Below are 16,856 nucleotides of genomic sequence, written 5' to 3'. Positions count from 1 at the left end.
GCACCTCGGCGGACAGGTGCGTCCGAACCGACCAGGTCGCACGACTCGACGAGGCGCGGGACCGCCGGGCGGCGCCGGTGTCGTGCCGACCCCTGCGAGGAAGCTCGTGCGGACCGGGTCAGATGACCCCGGTGCCCAGCGAGGCGAGCGCGAGCTCGACGTCCTCGGCGTCGCTCCAGACGTGGAAGGCCAGCCGCACCCCGCCGCCGCGACCGGCCACGCGGCAGCCGGCGGCCTCGAGCCGGGCGCGCGCCGCGCCGTCGGGATCGGGTAGCGAGATGATCGCGCTCTCCCCCGGCGGCAGGTCGACACCGGCCCGGAACGCGTTCGCGAGGGCGACGTCGTGGTCCCGCACCCCCGCGAGGTCGACGGCGGCGTACGCCTCGAGCGCGGGCACGGCACCGACCCAGGCGAGCCACGCGGGTGAGACGTCGAACCGCCGCGCGTCGGGCGCGAGCCGCGGTGTCGTGCCGTAGACCCCGTCCCACGGGCTCTCGCTCGCGTACCAGCCGGCCGACGTCGCGCGGAGGTGGTCGCGTGCCGCGGGGGCGACCGTCGTGACGGCGGTACCGCGGGGGCACGAGAGCCACTTGTAGCCGGAGGTGACGGTGACGTCGAAGCGTTCGGCCGTCACCGGCAGCCACCCGGCCGCCTGGGTGAGGTCGGCGAGCGTGAGCGCCCCGACGTCGTGGGCGGCCTCGAGGACCGCGTCCACGTCGGCGAGGTGGCCCGTGCGCGAGGCGACGAGCGAGAACGCGACGGCGTCGCACCCCCGCGCGACGGCGTCGGCCAGCCCCTCGAGCGGCACGGCGACGACCTCGATCCCGCGGTCGGCGTGCTGCGTGAACGGGTAGGTGACGGAGGTGAAGTCGTCCTCGACGACGACGACGCGGGCGCCGTCGGGCAGCCCGGCCGCCACGGTCCCGACCGCCACGGAGGTCTGGGACCCCGTGGCGACCCACGACGTCGGGACGCCGAGGACGCGCGCGGCCAGACCCCGGGCGCGCTCGACGGTCTCGCCGTAGCGGACCGCGCACGCCGCCCCGTCCTGCCACTCCTGGAGCGCGCGCTGCATCGCCACGACGGTGCCGAGCAGGGGCAGACCGCAGGTCGCGGCGTCGAGGTGACCGCGCACCTGCGGGTAGGCCGCCCGCAGCGCGTCGACCGAGGCCGCCGCGGCGTCGTCCCGGTGGGAGAAGATCGTGGTCGCTGCGGTCATACCTCCAGCCTGGCGACGCCGACGACGTCCATCAAGGCGCACCTCGAGCACCTATCCATCACCGGAGGTTATGGTTCGGCGATGACCGCCCCCTCGACATCGGGTCGCTCCGACTGCTCCAGGCCGTGGCCGAGCACGGCTCGCTCACGGGCGCGGCACACGCGATCGGCATCAGCCAACCCGCCGCGAGCCAGCACGTGCGCCGACTCGAGCGCAGGGTGGGCACGGCCCTGGTCGAGCGCGCGGGGCGCGCGGTGCGACTGACGCCGGCGGGCGCAGCCCTGGCCCGGCACGGCGACACCATCGGGGCGACCCTGCGCGCGGCCCTGCTCGAGGTCGAGGCGCTGGCCGGGATCCGCGCCGGCGTCGTCCGGCTCGCGACCTTCCCGTCCTCGACCGCCACGCTCGTCCCCCGGGCGCTCGCCATGTTGCGGCAGGACCACCCGGGACTCACCGTGCGACTGGTGGAGGCCGAACCGCCCGAGTCGCTGGCGCTCCTGCGGTCGGGCGAGTGCGACGTCGTGCTCGCGTTCAGCTACGCCGGACTCGACGACGACGCGGGCGCCCTCGCCGACGGGGCCGCGGACGCCGCCGACGACGCTCCGGGGCTGGTGCGCACGCCACTGATCGACGACGTCGCCACCGTGGTCCTGGCGCACGACCACCCGCTCGCCGGTCAATCGCGGCTGCACCTGTCCGACCTCGCCCAGGAGGAGTGGATCGCCGGCTGCCCGCGGTGCCGGGACCACCTGCTCCGCGCCGCGCGGGCCGCCGCCTTCTCCCCCGACGTCAGCTTCGCCACCGACGACTACTCCGCCGTGCTGGGGCTCGTGGCCGCGGGCCTCGGCGTCGCGCTCGTCCCCGGTCTCGTCCGGCCGGTCGCCGAACGCCACCCCGGCGTCGCCGTTCGCGACGTGACCGGTGTGTCCGTGCGCCGGGTGCACGCCGCCACGAGCGCCGACCTGATGCGCGTCCCCGCTGTCGCCGCGACCGTCGCGGCTCTGCGAGAGGCGGCAGCGGAGTTCCGCCGGCCCCTCGGGTGATCCGCGGACCGCACGTCCGCTCGTCCGTGGGAGCCGCCGTCGTGGTGATGGCATCGATATCACCCGTGTGCCACGATGGCCCCACCCATCACCCACGAAGGCGCACACGATGACGACGACGCACGCCGGACAGCCGGTCCGCACCGACCCCGGTCCCGGTCCTGCTCGGACCCTGTCCGCACCCTCGCCCACCCTGACGTGGTCGGCGAACCGGTTCCACCGCGACGGCGAGGAGGTCCAGATCCTGTCGGGATCGGTGCACTACTTCCGGGTGCACCCCGACCAGTGGCGCGACCGTCTGCAACGCGTCAAGGACCTGGGTCTGAACACGGTGGACACCTACATCCCGTGGAACTTCCACCAGCCCCACGAGGACCGAGCACCCGACTTCACGGGGTGGCGCGACGTCGAGCGGTTCGTACGGATCGCGGGCGATCTCGGTCTCGACGTCACGGTGCGCCCCGGTCCGTACATCTGCGCCGAGTGGTCCAACGGGGGCCTGCCGGCCTGGTTGACAGGTCGTGGGCTCCCGCTCCGAACTCCGGAGGAGTCGTTCCTCGCCCCGGTGCGGGCCTGGTTCTCGCACCTGGTCCCGCGACTCGCCGCGCTGCAGGCCAACCGCGGCGGTCCGATCGTCGCCGTCCAGGTGGAGAACGAGTTCGGCAGCTTCGGTGACGACCGGCGCTATCCGGTGGCTCTCGCGGAGCTGCTGCGCGAGAACGGGATCACCGAGCTGCTCTTCACGGCTGACGGCGGGACCGAGCTGATGCTCGACGCGGGGGCAGTGGACGGCGTCCTCACCGCTCTGACCCTCGGATCGCGTGCTGGTGCGGCACGCCGCCTCGTACGCGCGCGCCGCGCGGACGAGCCCTTCCTCGTCGCCGAGTTCTGGAACGGTTGGTTCGACCACTGGGGCCGCCCGCACCACGTGCGTTCACCCGCGAGCGCGGCCGAGACCCTGGCGGAGATCGTGGATGACGGGGGAGCGTGTGCCTCTACATGGCTCACGGTGGCACGAACTTCGGCCTGTGGGCGGGGGCGAACCGGGAGGACGGCGAGCTCCTCAGCACCGTGACGAGCTACGACTCCGACGCGCCGATCGCGGAGGACGGCACGCTCACCGAGAAGTTCTTCGCGATGCGGGAGGCGCTGGGCGCGTCGGCCCCGATCGTGTCGCAGCAGCCCCGCACCCTCGCGGCGCGCACGCTCCCGACGACCCCGGGCCGCAACCTCGACGACGCTCTCGACCTGCTCGCCGGCCCGGCTGTCGACGTCGCCACGACCGTCGCGTTCGAGGACCTCTCCCTCGACGCGGGGATGCTCCTGCTCGACGCCGACGTCCTGCTGCCGGGTGACGACGTCTCCCTCGCGTTCCCGCAGGTGGCCGACCGCGCAACGGTGCGTCTCGACGGTCGTCGGCTCGGTGCCGTCCAGGAGTCGGGGTCGATCGATCTGGGTCCGCGGGGCGTGGGCGGAACCGGTCGTCTGCACGTGATCGTGGAGAACCTCGGACGCGTCAACTACGGCTGGTCGCTCGGGGAGCGCAAGGGGCTCCTCGCGCCGGCTCTGCTCGGACGCCGGGCTGTGCAGCGCTGGCGCGCCCGTCCCCTCGACCTCGCCGACGCAGGTCCGGACGACCTCACCCGTCTGCGCGAGCGGTCGCCCGGGGAGTCCGGGTCGCCCGCCGTCGAGCTCGACGGCGCCGGGGTCGCCTTCGCGACGCCGACCCTCACCGAGGTGGCCGACACGCACCTCGCACTCCCAGGGTTCGAACGCGGACTGGTGTGGGTCAACGACTTCCTCCTCGGGCGCTACTGGGAGGTGGGGCCGCAGGAGACTCTGTACGTCCCCGCTCCACTGCTGCACCGGGGCGAGAACGTCATCACGGTGCTCGAGCTGGAGCGCCGGGGCTCTGCGGTCGAGCTGCGCGCCAGGCCGTCGCTCGGACCGGAGGAGAGCTACATCGAGGAGTTCTGAGCGTCGGGGCCGGCCTTCAGCCCGCGGCGGGGCCGGTGCTGCGCCGCACCACGAGCTCGGGTTCCACGAGCAGGTGCTGCCGCTCGACGTCGGGGCGCTCGACCGCGTCGAGGACGAGGCGGACGGCGTCCCGACCCATCTCCTCGAACGGCTGCCGCATCGTGGTCAGCGGCGGGACGCCGAAACGTGCCAGCGGGATGTCGTCCATCCCCACCACCGAGATGTCCTCGGGGACGCGTCGACCGTGCTCGACGAGCGCGCTGACGAGCCCCAGAGCCATCTCGTCGGAGGAGACGAAGACGGCGGTGGCATCGGGCATGCGCGCGAGGATCAACCCGTTGCGGTAGCCCGACTCGGCGGTCCAGTCGCCGTAGAGGACGGGTGGCACCGAGCGTCCGGCGGCGACGAGCTCCTTCTCCCACCCCGTCGAGCGACCCGAGGCGTCCTTCCAGGCCGTCGGCCCCGCGACGTGCCAGACCGTCTCGTGACCGATCTCGAGGAGGTGGCGGGTCGCGATGCGCCCGGCCTCCTCCTGGTCGGCGTTGATGGTCCCGACGGCGGACGGGCTCGACCCGTCGATGGTCACGGTGGGCAGACGGAGGGTGGCCTTCTCGAGAGCCTCCTCGTCCCAGACGGGCAGGGCGACGACGAGCCCGTCGACCCCCTGGTCGCGGAGGTGCTCGATCCCGGCGGAGACGGCCGCAGGGGCGACCGAGGTGGTTCCGGCGGCGCTGACGAAGTACCCCCGCTCGCGAGCGGCGCGCGTGATGCCGAGCATGAGCGCGGCAGCCGAGTGGTGCACCGACTCGTGAGTCATGACGCCGAGCGTCATGCTGCGGCCCGTGACGAGCGCGCGGGCAAGGCCCGTGCGGCGGTAACCCGTCTTGGCGACCGCGCCCTCCACGAGGAGACGGGTCACGTCGGAGACGTTCGGGTGACCGCGAAGCACGCGCGAAACCGTCTGCGGCGACACTCCCGCCTCGGCGGCGACGTCGGCCATCGTCGGCGCCCGGAGTCGCTGGGTGGCCCCCGGGGCCGATGGCGTCCGCACGTCCTTCTCCGCTCCGACCGACCGCCCTGGCCGGCCGGAGCCATGCTAGTGGGTCGACCGGACCCGAGCGGGGCGGTCGCGCACGTCGTACGGTCCGTTCGACGTCAGGCCGGCACGTCGCCCAGCAGTCCCGGCCGACCGGACTCGTCCCAGACTCTCGTCCACCGGTGCGGTGCGTCGAACCGCGGCCACCCCGGGTCGTTGCCGTGGATGAACTCGACGAACGATCCGTGGACGTCGTCGGCGAGGTGCTGCGGCGCACCCTGCAGGTGCTCGCGGGCGTCGTCGGTCAGGTCGTCGACGACGCCGAGCACGTCGCCGCTGAAGGGCAGCTCGATCCCGTGCGCGGCGCCCATCGGCTCCCGCGCGCGCCAGCGGAACTCGTAGAGCCACGACGGCCCCGGCCGCCGCTCGACCGCCTCGCGGGTCGGTCCGCGGAAGGCGTGCTCGGTCCAGGCGGCCTCGATCTGCTCCAGCGGGTCCGTCAGGCGGCGCGGTCCCGTCGACCACGCACGACGCGCCGCGCCGTCGAGCGACAGGGCGTGCCGCAGACCCCGCCGCGCGAGAGACCCGAGAACCGGCACCCCCGCGAGCCCCTCGACGAAGCCCGCCGTCTCGTGCTGGACCGTGCCGGCCAGGAGCGGCACGGTGGAGGCACCGACCGCCTCCCGCACGGGCAGCGGCAGGAGGTCGGTCCCGTGCACCGCCCGGTAGGGCGTGATCATCAGCGACTCCGAGCGCCCGCGGAGCAGCCCCAGCGCGAATCGCGAGGACAGCTTCTGCGCCGCCGCGACCGTGCGGTCGACGGACACCCCGCGGAAGCCCTCCACCGTGGCGGGGACGCGGAGCAGCCGGGCGACGGCTCGCGTCTGGCCCGCCGCGGCGTCCGGGTCGATCGAGGCGATCGTCGATCCGCTCATCGCGATGCCGCGGTGCAGCAGGTCCGCCGAGGCCGGGAGCGCGAGCTGCGTCAGCACACTCACACCGCCCCCGGACTGCCCCATCACCGTGACCCGGTCCGGATCGCCGCCGAAGGCGGCGACGTCCTCCCGCACCCAGGTCAGGGCGGCGACCTGGTCGCGCAGCCCGAGGTTGTCCGGCGCGTCCTCGAGGTGGAGGAACCCCTCGAGCCCGAGCCGGTAGTTGATGCTGACGTGCACGACGCCGCTGCGCGCCCACGGGACGCCGGAGAAGAGCGGAAGGGATCCGGCGCCGGTCACGTAGCCCCCGCCGTGGATGTGGACGACCACGGGGAGCGCTGCGGATCCCGGCTCCGGCGTCGCGACGTCGAGCGTCAGGCAGTCCTCGCCGGTGCGCGACGGCGCGTACAGAGGCGCCCACGAGTCCTGCGGCGACGGGCTCGGCTGGGGTGGCGCGACACCCGCCGTCGTCGCCTCCCGCACGCCGCTCCACGGCTCCGGCGCCACCGGCGCCGCGTACCGCCGGGGGCCGAAGGGCGGGGCGGCGTAGGGGATGCCGCGAAACAGGTGGACGCCGTCGACCACCGCTCCGCGCACGGTTCCGCTGCGCGTCCGCACCCGGGTCACGGCACGTCCTCCTCGCGGTCGGGGTCGAGCAGGGCCACGACCCGGTCCTCCCACTCTCGCGCACCGGGAACCTCGCGCGTGAAGGCCAGGCTCCCGTGGGTCATCCCGGCGAACGCGTGCAGCGTGGCCGGCGTGCCGTGACGCTGCAGCTCGGCGACGTACGCCTCGCCGTCGCCCCGGAAGACGTCGAGCTCGGCCACCAGGACGTCGGCGGGCGGGAGGCCCGACAGGTCCCGGGCGAGCAGCGGGGAGGCCGTGGGCGCCGTCGGGCTCGCGCTGGCGAGGTAGTTCGCGGCGAGCTCCTGCATCATCGGGACGACCGCCTCCCGCGGCATCCCGAGCGACGGCGCGACGTCCACGCTCAGGTGGCCGCCGGTCAGGTCGGTCACCGGCACCTCGAGGACCTGGCGGCGCAGGGGCAGCCGGTCGCCGTCGCGGTTGACGAGCGCGAGCGCCGCCGCCAGGTTGCCGCCCGCGGACATCCCGCCGACCGTGACCGACCCGGGAGGGAAGCCGAGCTCGTCGGCCGCCGCCGCGAGCCACCGGTGGACCGCCACGACCTGCTCCAGCGCGGCCGGGTAGGGGTGCTCGGGCGCCAGGGCGTAGTCCGGGGCGACGACGACGGTGCGGGCCCGCACGGCGCGCGTGCGCAGCAGCGCGTCGACGCTCGGGAAGTCGATCCCGCCCTGCCGGAACGCACCGCCGAACAGGAACAGGTGACCGCCGACCGCCCGCACGCCGCGCGGACGGTAGACCCGGCAGCGCACGTCACCGCGCCCCGGGACCGCGACGGTGACGTCCTCGACGTCGACGTCGGTGGGCGGATCCGCCACCAGCGGCGCGACCACCTCGCGGTCGATGCGCAGCGCGAGGGTGCGCTGCTCCTGCGGCGTGGTGACGACCGTGGCGCTCATGACGGCGCGCATCGCCGCCTCGGCCTCTCGGATGACGGGGTGGAGCGGCTCGGTGTCTGGTGGCATGGAGTCTCCTGCGACTGTCCAGCGGTGGCGGTCGTCCGAAGTGGATAAGTGTCGAAGTGCTTCGAGCAAGCAGTTGACAACGTAGCAGACGCGCGCTGTCATGTCAGAGGCACCAGACGGTGCCGGGGACGGCGTCCGCGCCGGAGGGAGCTGAGTTCACGTGCCATCGCCTGCGCCGCCGCCGTCGGCACCCACGCTGCACCCGGTGATCGAGGCGTGGCTGACCCGCTCGGCCGAGCTCGCCGCCTCGCCGGAGGCGCCGCCCGACGAGCGGGAGCACGCGCGCTGGGTGAGCGACGCGCTGTTCACGGAGTTCGGCGTCGCGCCGCCCGCGGCTCGGCGCACGACCCACGAGGTGCCCACCGACCGCGGTCTCCTGAGGATCGACGTCTACCGGCCTCCCGGTCGTGGCGCCGACGTCGTACCCGCCTACCTGGTGCTGCACGGCGGCGCGTTCCGGTTCGGGCACCCCGACGAGCTGGTGAACGTGGCCTTCTGCAGCGCGCGGGCGGTCGACGCGGGGGTCGCGGTGGTGTGCGTCGACTACGCGCTCGCACCGGAGAACCCGCACCCGGCCGCCACCCTCGACGCACGCGACGCGCTGCGGTGGCTGGTGGAGCGGGCCCGCGACCTCGCGATCGACCCGGACCGGATCGTCGTCGGCGGCGTCTCGGCGGGCGGCGCGCTCGCCGCCGGTCTGTGCGCCTGGGCCCGCGACCACGGCGTCGCCGTGCGCGGGCAGCTGCTGGAGGTGCCGGTCGTCGACCTCTCCCCCGGTGCGCCGTGGCTCGACGAGCACGCGGCGCTGAACGGGCTCGGCGACCTCGAGACGATCCGGGAGGGGTACGCGACGCCCGACGAGGCGCTCACCGCCGAGGTCTCACCCCTGCGGGGCGACCTGGCCGGGCTGCCGCCCACCCACGTGATGACGGCCGAGCTCGACCCGCTGCGGGCGGGCGGCGAGGAGCTCGTCCGGCGGCTGCGTGCGGCCGGGACCGAGGTCACCGCGACGCGCCACCTGGGTGAGGTGCACGCGTCGCAGGCGCTGCTGCGCGGGTGGCGCGGGGCGCGCCTGTGGCACCGCGAGGTGGTGGCGGTGCTCAGAGACCTCGTGGGCTGAGATCTCGTGGGCTGAGGTCGACTCGGACCCGGTCGTCTCAGGCCCGGTGGTCTCAGACCCGGTCCGGCGCGGGCCCGGTCGTCCCGCGCGCCCGGTACAGGAGCGCGAGCTCGGTGCGGCTCGGCGCGCGGCGGGGGTCGGCCAGGACCTCCCGGAGCACCCGGAGCGCGGTGGCCCCGCTCTCGCGCAGCGGGCTCGCGACCGTGGACAGGTCGAGCGCGGCCGCCGCGTCGTCGTCGTCGTACCCGACCACCGAGAGCTCACCGGGGACGTCGACGCCGGCGGCGCGCGCCGCGTGCACGACGCCGAGCGCCACGAGGTCGCGGTAGGCGAAGACGGCGGTGGGGCGCTCGCCGTCGGGCGCGGCGCGCAGCGCCTCGAGCACCTCCTGCCCCGCGCGCGGCGACCTGCTGACGGTGACCTCCCGCACGGCGCCCGGCCCGAGGACCGACCGCAGGCCGTCAACGCGCTGCTGCGCGGGCGAGTCGCTGAGGTAGGACGTCTCGGTCTCGCGCGCGAACAGCACGCGGCGGTGACCGTCGGCCAGCAGGCGGGCGCCGACGAGCTGCCCGCCGGCGAAGTCGTCGACCCACACGCTGGACAGCAGGTCGTGGTGCTGGTCGACGAGCACCGTCGGCAGGCGCTCGGCGAGTCGCCGCCCGACCGCCTCCTGGACCGGGATGCCCATGACGATCACGCCGTCGACGTGCCCGCGGACCGGCAGCGTGGCCAGCAGCGGCGAGTCCGACGTGGCGACGTCCTCGTGGTCGTGCACGACCAGCTGCGTGCCGTCGCGGCCGAGCTCGGTCATCACGCCCGCGAGGCGCTGCGCGAAGCTCGGGTAGGAGGTGAAGGGGGCCACGACGGCGATGCGGCCCACCCCGGCGCGGGCTCGCGCGATCGCGCGCTCCTTGGGGACGAAGCCGAGCTCGTCGGCGGCGGCGAGCACGCGGCGGCGCGTACTCTCGCTGACCCGGCCCGGGTGGTTGATCGCGAGCGAGACGGTCGAGATGCTGACGCCCGCCCGGGTCGCCACCTCGTAGATCGTCGCCGCTGCGGGCACGTCGCTCCTCCGCCTCGCTGCCGGGTTGCCAGGGGTTCACGGCATTCCGAGGGTGCCCCGGTGCCGCCGCCCACGCTACCGCGCGGCGGGTGGGCGCTCGCCCTGGTGCCGTCGGTTCCTACGGGGCGTAGGCTGCGGGCATGGGCGCATTGGAACTGTTCACACCACTGGTGGTCGGGGTCGCGGAGCTCGAGCCGGGGCGGCGCGGCGCCGTCCCCCACCGCCTCCCCGCCCGGGCGCGGACACAGGTGCCGGACCCGCAGCTCCTGATGGCCGAGAGCCAGACCTCGGGTGTGCACCTCCGGCTGCGCACGCACGCCACGTGGCTGGAGCTCACGACCCACCCCTCCCGCACGGTGTTCGCGGGCGTGCCGCGGCCGCGGGGCCGGATCGCCGTCGTGGTCGACGGCGTGGTCGTGCGCGAGGAGGAGCTGACCGGTGGGAGCACCACCGCGATCGACCTCGCGACCGGCGGCGCGTCGCGGGACGAGGGCGAGGACCACGTCACGCGCGTGGACCTGCCGGGCGCCCCGGCGACCGGCGGGCCCTACGGCGGCGCGCACGTCGTCGAGATCTGGTTGCCGCACCAGGAGGCGGTCGAGCTCGTGGACCTCACCGCCGACGCGCCCGTGGAGCCGGCGCCGTCCGACGGGCCGCGGTGGGTGCACCACGGCAGCTCGATCAGCCAGGGGTCGAACGCCACGGGCCCCCTCGACGTCTGGCCGATCCGCGCCGCGGGCGCCCTGGGGATGCGGCTGCGCAACCTCGGGCTGGGCGGGAGCGCGCTGGTCGACCCGTTCCTGGCGCGCGTGGTCCGCGACTCCCCCGCCGACGTCATCAGCCTCGCGCTCGGCATCAACGTCGTGAACCTCGACGGCATGCGGCGGCGCACCTTCGTCTCGGCCGTGCACGGGTTCCTCGACACGGTGCGCGAGGGCCACCCGACCACGCCGATCCTCCTGATCAGACCGCTGCACTGCGAGATCCACGAGCGCACGCCGGGGCCCGGGACCATCGACCCGGCGGCCCTGGCCGCGGGCGAGGTGCGCTTCCTCGCCTCCGGGACTCCCGGTGACACCGCGCTCGGGCGCCTCACTCTCGAGGTGGTCCGGGAGGCGCTCGCGGAGGTGGTGGAGCGGCGATCCGACGACCCGCACCTGCACCTGCTCGACGGCCTCGCGCTCTACGGCGCCGCCGACGAGGCGCGCCTCCCCTGCCCGACGGCCTCCACCCGGACACCGCCACGCACCACCTCGTCGCGGACCGGTTCGTCGCGCACGTGCACGGTGAGCGCGGCCCGTTCGCGCCGGTCCTGGGAGCGCGCGCATGACGCGCGCCGGCGTCACCCCCGACCTGATCGAGCGCACGGCCGCCGACCTCGCGGACCGCGAGGGGTACGACGCCGTGACGGTCGCGGCACTCGCGAGGCTCCTCGGCGTGCAGCCCGCCAGCCTGTACTCGCACGTCGGCGGGCGCGAGGAGCTGCACGCGCGGCTGCACCGCCGCGCGCTGACCACGCTCGCCGACGGGATCGCGACGGCGCTCGCGGGCCGGTCCGGCCGCGCAGCTCTCGCGGGGCTGGCGCGCTCGCACGCGGACCTCGCGAGCGAGCACCCCGGTCTCTGGGAGGCGCTGCAGCGCCCCGCCACCGCGGCGACCGTCGCCTCCGACGGCGCTGCGCGCGTCGCCTCGCTCGTGCTCGCGTCGCTGCACGCCTACGCGCTCGACCCCGCCGAGCAGGTGCACGCGGCCCGGCTGCTGGGCGCCGTGGTCAACGGCATGGTCTCGCTGGAGGGTGCGGGGGCGCTGTCGCACCGCGCACCGTCGACCGCGGAGAGCTGGGAGCGGGCGCTGGACGCGCTCGATCGCGCGCTGCGCACGTGGCCGACCACCGGTTGACCCACCCGGGGCGAGGCCCGCTGCCCTAGCGTGAGCCGCATGACGACGGACACGGCTGCCGGCACGCGCGGGGCGAGCGACCTGACGAGGATCACCCGCTGGTGGAACGGCCTCGGAGGGGCGGGTCTGCTCGTGCTGGCGCCGCCGGACCGCAACCGGTACACGCAGAGCGACGGGCACGACGACGCTGCCGAGCTGGTGTCGACCGATCCTGCTGCGGCGGGCTCCTCCTTCGTCTACTGGCACTGGCAGTCGCACCGGCGCGCCTTCGACCGCTCGGGCACACTCGTCGGCGAGCTGATGCTGCACTGGGGCGGGGAGCACGGCGTCGTCGCCGCCGGGCTCGGGGCGGGGCCGGAGGGGTACCGGCTGACCGACAACGGCCCGGGCGGGGCGTTCGGCCTGGACCGCGTCGTCGTGCGCGACGGCGACGGTCTCGTCGACCCCTCCGACCCGGTCGCCGTCCGCCAGCTGCTCGAGGAGCTCACCGAGCCCGTGAGCCGACGCACGGCGGAGCAGACGTACCGCCCGCTGACCGGCGCCGAGGAGGCGTGGCTGCACGAGCGCGTCGCCGAGGTGACCGAGGGGGACGACCTCGACGGCGTGTCGAGGATCGTGGAGGCGCTGGAGCTGCGCGACGCCGTCACCCCGGAGGAGGCCGCAGAGCTGGGGCGGCTGTGGGAGGAGACGGACGACCCCCGCGAGCTCGCTGGGCGGCACTGGCTGCTGCGGGCGCTGCTGCGGCACGACGACGCCCGGGCCCGGACGTTCGTCGAGGAGCTGGGTGAGCTCGCCTTCGGCCTGCTGGCGGAGTTCCCGAGCCAGCGCGGCGCCGACGTTCTCACGGCCGCGGTGGCGGCAGGTCAGGCTGAGGCGGTCGGACCGCTGCTGCGGCTGCGGTACGCCGAGATCGCCGGCGCGCGCGAGGGGGCCGAGGACGCGACCGGTGACGGCGACGTCGTCGCCGCGACGCTCGCCGTCGCGCGCGTGCTGGAGGCGGCCGATGCCCAGGAGGGTGGTTGGGACGCCCTGCGCACGGCTCTGTTCTCGCTGGACACGGCCGCCGCGGGCCGCGCCGGCGCGCGCGTGGGCCCCGCGCTGGTCGCGGCGGTGCGCTACGCCGTCGACGACCGCCTCCCGCTCGCGCTGCGCACGAGCCTCGCCCGGCGGGCGAATGACCGGCTCGACGTCGTCACCGGCGCGCTCGAGGACCTGGCGGACGACGTCGCGGTGCGGCCGGGGTGGACGACGGCCGACGCCCGCGCCGACCTCGGGCGTTTCCGTGGCGCGGCGCCGGAGCTGCTGCGCAGCAGCGGTCCGGACCTCACGCAGTACGAGGGTGGCCTGACCGACGAGTGGGACCGCTACCGGACGCTCACCGACGGCGACGTGGCGTGGCTGCGACAGCAGGTCGCCGACCCGCGGACCGAGATCCAGGGGCTCGGATTCTGCCTCGAGCTGCTGTACGCGCACGGCGCCGCGACCGCCGAGGATGTCGATGCGCTGAAGCCGCGGTGGCGCAAGGTGCTGACGAAGAAGTACGAGACGACCTACACCGAGTGGCGCCACCCCCTGGTGACGCTGACGTGCCTGGCCCAGGACGTCGAACACCCCCTCGCCCCGACGCTGCTGGCGTGGTGGGCGAAGACGCCGCCGGCGTGGAAGGAAGCCCTCGCACCGCTGACCGGACTCGGAGTACCGGACGAGGCGAAGGCCGCAGTGCTGTGGGAGCGCATCAGCTCGCGAGCCCACGACACGGGCCACCTCCTGACCTGGGCGCTCCTGCGATCGCGGCTGGAGGGCCGGCCGCCGGTCCTCGTGCTCGACGACCTGCTGCGCCAGGAGCCCGCGCCGGTCCGCCCGCACGTGCTCGCGCGCGCCCTGATCGGCTCGGTCGACCCTGCGCAGCCGCTGTGGCACTACTCGATCGGCAACAGCATGGGGTGGTGGTCGCGCATCGTCGAGGTGGTCGAGCACCCGGACCTCTCGCCGCGTACGAAGGAGCTGGCGCTCGAGGCCGCCGCCGAGCACCGGCTGATCACCCTGCCCGAGCACGTGCACCCTCGGCCGTCCGCGGCTGTGGTGGACGAGGCGCAGGCGTGGCTCGCGGCGCGGGTCGGATCGGCGTGAGGACGCGCGCAGCGTCGGTGGTGCATCCTCGATCCTGCTGAGTGCTGCCACCCCCGACGATCGGACTGCGCATGTCGTTCCAGGCCTACCTCGACGCCGTCGAGGACAAGACCGGTCTCACCCCCGCCAGCTCGTGGACCTTGCGGTGCAACGCGGCTACGACGCCCCGGACGTCAAGGCGGGCACGATCCTCGAGTGGCTCAAGACCGACTATGGTCTCGGGCGCGGCCACGGGATGGCCGTCGTCCACGTGATCAAGAAGGGTGCCACGATCGACGCGAGGCACGTCGGCAGCAGCGGGCCGCACCGGGACGAGACGGATGAGCTGTGGCTCGACGGGAGGGCGACCCGGCCGCACTGAGTCGGGATCGTGGAGCGCCGTGAAGGGCGCCGCGAGGTCTAGGGTCGGCCCGTGAGCACGCTGCCGCTCGGACTGCTGGTCGTGATCTTCGTCGCCGCGGCGGCGGTCGTGTGGGTCGCCGGGATCCAGCTCTCGAGAGCGGTCGACGTGCTCGACGCGAGGCTCCACCTCGGTAGCGCGCTGGGCGGGCTCGTGATGCTCGCTGTCGCGACGAACCTCCCGGAGATCGCGATCACCGTCTCGGCCGCGGCGTCCGGCAACCTCGACGTCGCGGTGGGTAACATCCTGGGCGGCATCGCCCTGCAGACCGTCGTGCTCGTGGTCCTGGACGCCTTCGGCAGGCGCGGAAGAGGTGTGAGGTCGCTGACCCACCGGGCGGCGTCCCTCTCGCTCGTCCTCGAGGGGATCGTCGTGGTCTCCGTGCTCGCCGTCGTGATCGTGGGGAGTCAGCTGCCTGGCGGACTCGAGGTCCTGCGCCTGACCCCCGACGTCGTGCTGATCGCCGCGCTGTGGATCGTCGGACTGCTCCTGGTGCGGCGGGCGGGATCACACCTGCCCTGGCACGGGGAGGACAACGCACCCGGCACCGGCCCCCGAGCACCTCGGCAGGGCGGCTCCGGTCCGCGCAGGCGCGGATCGACGACGACGATGAGCACGCGGAGGGCGGCGATCGTCTTCTCCGTCGCCGCCGGCGCGACGCTCGTCGCGGGAGTCGTCCTCGAGCGCGCGGGCGACGCGGCGTCGTCGCAGATCGGGCTCTCCGGCGTGCTCTTCGGCGCGACCGTCCTGGCGCTCGCGACGTCGCTCCCCCAGATCTCGACCGGCCTGCAGGCGATCCGTCAGGGCGACGACACCCTGGCGATCAGCGACATCTTCGGGGGCAACGCCTTCCTCCCGGTGCTGTTCCTCATGGCCACCGTGATCTCGGGCTCGGCAGTCCTGCCGCGAGCCGACGGCGCCGACATCTACCTCACCGCCCTCGCGGCGCTGCTGACGCTGGTGTACGTCGTCGGTCTGATCTTCCGACCGCGGCGGCGCATCCTGGGGATGGGTGTCGACTCGCTCGTCGTGCTCACGCTCTACGTCCTGGGCGTCGGCGGACTGTTCACGATCGCCGCCTGATCGTCGAGGGGCGCGAGGCCGTGCGTCCTGCCCCGGAATGACCAGTGGCCCCACGTCTCCGTGAGGCCACTGTCTCCGATGTCCTGAGACATCACACGGTCGGGCTGACAGGATTTGAACCTGCGACCCCTTGACCCCCAGTCAAGTGCGCTACCAAGCTGCGCCACAGCCCGCCGACCCCGTTCACCCCGGTCTCCCGGCGGCGTTTTGGGCCTCGAGTAGTCTACACAGCCCGCGGACCCCTCCCGACCACGAGCGCCCCGGGGACCGGTGCTAAGCGCCTCAGCCGAGCAGTTTCCGCGCCAGCGCCCGCAGCGTCGCCACACGCGACGGCGCGGCGTCCCGCGGGTCGCCGTCCCGCACCCCGGCCACGGGCGAGAGCATGATCTCGTCCACACCGTGACGCTCCGCGACCTCGCGCAGGCGCGCCGCGACGTCGCCCGCCTCCCCCACGAACCAGCCGGACCGCACCTGGTCGGCGAGGGCGCGCTCGGCGTCGGACCACGGGTAGGCGGCCGCCTCCTCGACGCTCAGCTGCGGCCCGAGCGGCGCACCGGTGCGCAGGCGCACCATCTGCACGAGCTGCGGTCCGGCGAGCTCGACCGCCTCCGCCTCGGTCGGCGCGACCACGACGTTCAGCGGCAGCAGCGTGCGCGGCTCCGGGTACGCCACCGAGGGCTGGTACTCCGCGCGGTAGCGCGCCAGGGCCATCTCCAGCCCGGGCATCCCGAAGTGGTTCGCGAACACGTACGGCAGCCCGAGCCGCGCGGCGAGCGCGGAGCTGTAGTCGCTGGAGCCCAGGAGCCACAGGTCGGGCGAGGACTCACCGCGCGGCGTCGCGCGCAGGTCGTAGGGGCGGCCCGAGATCGAGATGCCGACCGACTCCCCCGGGTCCCCGCCGATGCCGAGCAGCGCCTGCGCGAGCGTCACGTCCTGCTCGAACGTGTCGACTCCGGCCTGCTGCGCGCCGCCCCGCAGCAGGTACGCCGTCACGGGGTCCGAGCCCGGTGCGCGACCGATCCCCAGGTCGATCCGCCCCGGCAGCATCGCCTCGAGCAGCGCGAACTGCTCGGCGATCGCCAGGGCTGCGTGGTTCGGCAACATCACGCCGCCCGAGCCGAAGCGGATCCGGCTCGTCCCCTGCGCGAGGAACGGGATCAGCACCCCGGGCACCGAGCTCGCGACGGCGTTCATGTTGTGGTGCTCGGCCACCCAGTACCGCGTGAAGCCGAGCGCGTCCGCCTCCCGCGCCATCGCGGCGCTCGCCAGCAGCGCCTCCCGCGAGGTCTGGCCGGTTCGGACGGGGATGAGGTCGAGCACGCTGAGCTTCACCCCAGGGACAAC

At 74.6% G+C, this 16,856-nt stretch carries 13 protein-coding genes, 1 tRNA gene and 2 pseudogenes; 8 read left to right on the top strand and 8 right to left on the bottom strand.

Annotation, left to right across the window (positions count from 1 at the left end):
* Positions 1-118: 118 nt before the first annotated feature.
* Positions 119-1,219 (bottom strand): aminotransferase class V-fold PLP-dependent enzyme, encoded by a 1,101-nt coding sequence (locus QQK22_RS05815; RefSeq protein ID WP_284250066.1) that lies wholly within the window; start codon positions 1,217-1,219, stop codon positions 119-121.
* Positions 1,220-1,272: 53 nt separating this feature from the next.
* Between QQK22_RS05815 and QQK22_RS05810 the strand changes: the two genes are divergently transcribed.
* The 3 genes and pseudogenes from QQK22_RS05810 to QQK22_RS05800 all read left to right on the top strand — a co-directional run bounded on the left by QQK22_RS05810 (position 1,273) and on the right by QQK22_RS05800 (position 4,239).
* On the top strand, positions 1,273-2,262 hold the full coding sequence (locus QQK22_RS05810) for a LysR family transcriptional regulator (RefSeq protein ID WP_348525630.1): 990 nt from the start codon (positions 1,273-1,275) through the stop codon (positions 2,260-2,262).
* 109 nt (positions 2,263-2,371) lie between these two features.
* Positions 2,372-3,354: pseudogene (locus tag QQK22_RS05805) on the top strand (beta-galactosidase); the annotation flags it as partial.
* A gap of 45 nt (positions 3,355-3,399) precedes the next feature.
* Positions 3,400-4,239 carry a beta galactosidase jelly roll domain-containing protein gene (locus QQK22_RS05800; RefSeq protein WP_431310184.1) on the top strand — a complete coding sequence of 280 codons (840 nt, stop codon included), beginning with the start codon at positions 3,400-3,402 and terminating at the stop codon, positions 4,237-4,239.
* 16 nt (positions 4,240-4,255) lie between these two features.
* Here QQK22_RS05800 and QQK22_RS05795 read toward each other — a convergent pair whose 3' ends face one another.
* The 3 genes from QQK22_RS05795 to QQK22_RS05785 form a co-directional block, all read right to left on the bottom strand.
* Positions 4,256-5,239 (bottom strand): LacI family DNA-binding transcriptional regulator, encoded by a 984-nt coding sequence (locus QQK22_RS05795; protein WP_284252568.1) that lies wholly within the window; start codon positions 5,237-5,239, stop codon positions 4,256-4,258.
* A gap of 155 nt (positions 5,240-5,394) precedes the next feature.
* The gene (locus tag QQK22_RS05790; RefSeq protein WP_284250063.1) at positions 5,395-6,837 is read right to left on the bottom strand and encodes a carboxylesterase/lipase family protein; all 1,443 of its coding nucleotides are present in this window, start codon (positions 6,835-6,837) and stop codon (positions 5,395-5,397) included.
* Positions 6,834-7,817 (bottom strand): alpha/beta hydrolase, encoded by a 984-nt coding sequence (locus QQK22_RS05785; protein WP_284250062.1) that lies wholly within the window; start codon positions 7,815-7,817, stop codon positions 6,834-6,836. The genes QQK22_RS05790 and QQK22_RS05785 overlap by 4 nt, the downstream gene beginning before the upstream one ends.
* A gap of 205 nt (positions 7,818-8,022) precedes the next feature.
* On the opposite strand from QQK22_RS05785, the gene QQK22_RS05780 reads away from it, so the two are divergent.
* The gene (locus QQK22_RS05780; protein WP_284250061.1) at positions 8,023-8,937 is read left to right on the top strand and encodes an alpha/beta hydrolase; all 915 of its coding nucleotides are present in this window, start codon (positions 8,023-8,025) and stop codon (positions 8,935-8,937) included.
* Between the two features lie 52 nt (positions 8,938-8,989).
* Here the strand turns inward: QQK22_RS05780 and QQK22_RS05775 are convergent, their stop codons facing one another.
* Together QQK22_RS05775 and QQK22_RS05770 are read right to left on the bottom strand one after the other, a co-directional pair.
* Positions 8,990-10,000 (bottom strand): LacI family DNA-binding transcriptional regulator, encoded by a 1,011-nt coding sequence (locus QQK22_RS05775; protein WP_284250060.1) that lies wholly within the window; start codon positions 9,998-10,000, stop codon positions 8,990-8,992.
* Positions 10,001-10,547: 547 nt separating this feature from the next.
* Positions 10,548-10,703 (bottom strand): hypothetical protein, encoded by a 156-nt coding sequence (locus tag QQK22_RS05770; protein WP_284250059.1) that lies wholly within the window; start codon positions 10,701-10,703, stop codon positions 10,548-10,550.
* A gap of 623 nt (positions 10,704-11,326) precedes the next feature.
* Here QQK22_RS05770 and QQK22_RS05760 point away from each other — a divergent pair.
* The 4 genes and pseudogenes from QQK22_RS05760 to QQK22_RS05745 all read left to right on the top strand — a co-directional run bounded on the left by QQK22_RS05760 (position 11,327) and on the right by QQK22_RS05745 (position 15,512).
* Positions 11,327-11,899 carry a TetR/AcrR family transcriptional regulator gene (locus tag QQK22_RS05760; protein WP_284250058.1) on the top strand — a complete coding sequence of 191 codons (573 nt, stop codon included), beginning with the start codon at positions 11,327-11,329 and terminating at the stop codon, positions 11,897-11,899.
* Between the two features lie 39 nt (positions 11,900-11,938).
* Positions 11,939-14,029 carry a hypothetical protein gene (locus QQK22_RS05755; protein WP_284250057.1) on the top strand — a complete coding sequence of 697 codons (2,091 nt, stop codon included), beginning with the start codon at positions 11,939-11,941 and terminating at the stop codon, positions 14,027-14,029.
* 71 nt (positions 14,030-14,100) lie between these two features.
* A pseudogene (locus tag QQK22_RS05750) lies at positions 14,101-14,390 on the top strand (DUF4287 domain-containing protein).
* Between the two features lie 51 nt (positions 14,391-14,441).
* Positions 14,442-15,512 carry a sodium:calcium antiporter gene (locus QQK22_RS05745; RefSeq protein ID WP_284250056.1) on the top strand — a complete coding sequence of 357 codons (1,071 nt, stop codon included), beginning with the start codon at positions 14,442-14,444 and terminating at the stop codon, positions 15,510-15,512.
* 99 nt (positions 15,513-15,611) lie between these two features.
* On the opposite strand, the gene QQK22_RS05740 is transcribed toward QQK22_RS05745, so the two are convergent.
* Positions 15,612-15,685, bottom strand: a tRNA-Pro gene (locus QQK22_RS05740).
* A 109-nt stretch (positions 15,686-15,794) separates the two neighbouring features.
* Positions 15,795-16,832 carry an LLM class flavin-dependent oxidoreductase gene (locus QQK22_RS05735; protein WP_348525514.1) on the bottom strand — a complete coding sequence of 346 codons (1,038 nt, stop codon included), beginning with the start codon at positions 16,830-16,832 and terminating at the stop codon, positions 15,795-15,797.
* Positions 16,833-16,856 lie beyond the last annotated feature (24 nt).

It is taken from the genome of Litorihabitans aurantiacus (assembly GCF_030161595.1).
GTDB classification, from domain to species: domain Bacteria; phylum Actinomycetota; class Actinomycetes; order Actinomycetales; family Beutenbergiaceae; genus Litorihabitans; species Litorihabitans aurantiacus.
Note: the sequence above shows the minus strand (reverse complement) of the source record. Positions and strands in the feature narration are given on the sequence as shown.

Bases quoted from the DNA above. Each gene is read 5' to 3' on its own strand.
- QQK22_RS05815 (WP_284250066.1), bottom strand. From the start codon at position 1,219: ATGACCGCAGCGACCACGATCTTCTCCCACCGGGACGACGCCGCGGCG.
- QQK22_RS05800 (WP_431310184.1), top strand. From the start codon at position 3,400: ATGCGGGAGGCGCTGGGCGCGTCGGCCCCGATCGTGTCGCAGCAGCCC.
- QQK22_RS05795 (WP_284252568.1), bottom strand. From the start codon at position 5,239: ATGGCCGACGTCGCCGCCGAGGCGGGAGTGTCGCCGCAGACGGTTTCG.
- QQK22_RS05785 (WP_284250062.1), bottom strand. From the start codon at position 7,817: ATGCCACCAGACACCGAGCCGCTCCACCCCGTCATCCGAGAGGCCGAG.
- QQK22_RS05760 (WP_284250058.1), top strand. From the start codon at position 11,327: ATGACGCGCGCCGGCGTCACCCCCGACCTGATCGAGCGCACGGCCGCC.
- QQK22_RS05755 (WP_284250057.1), top strand. From the start codon at position 11,939: ATGACGACGGACACGGCTGCCGGCACGCGCGGGGCGAGCGACCTGACG.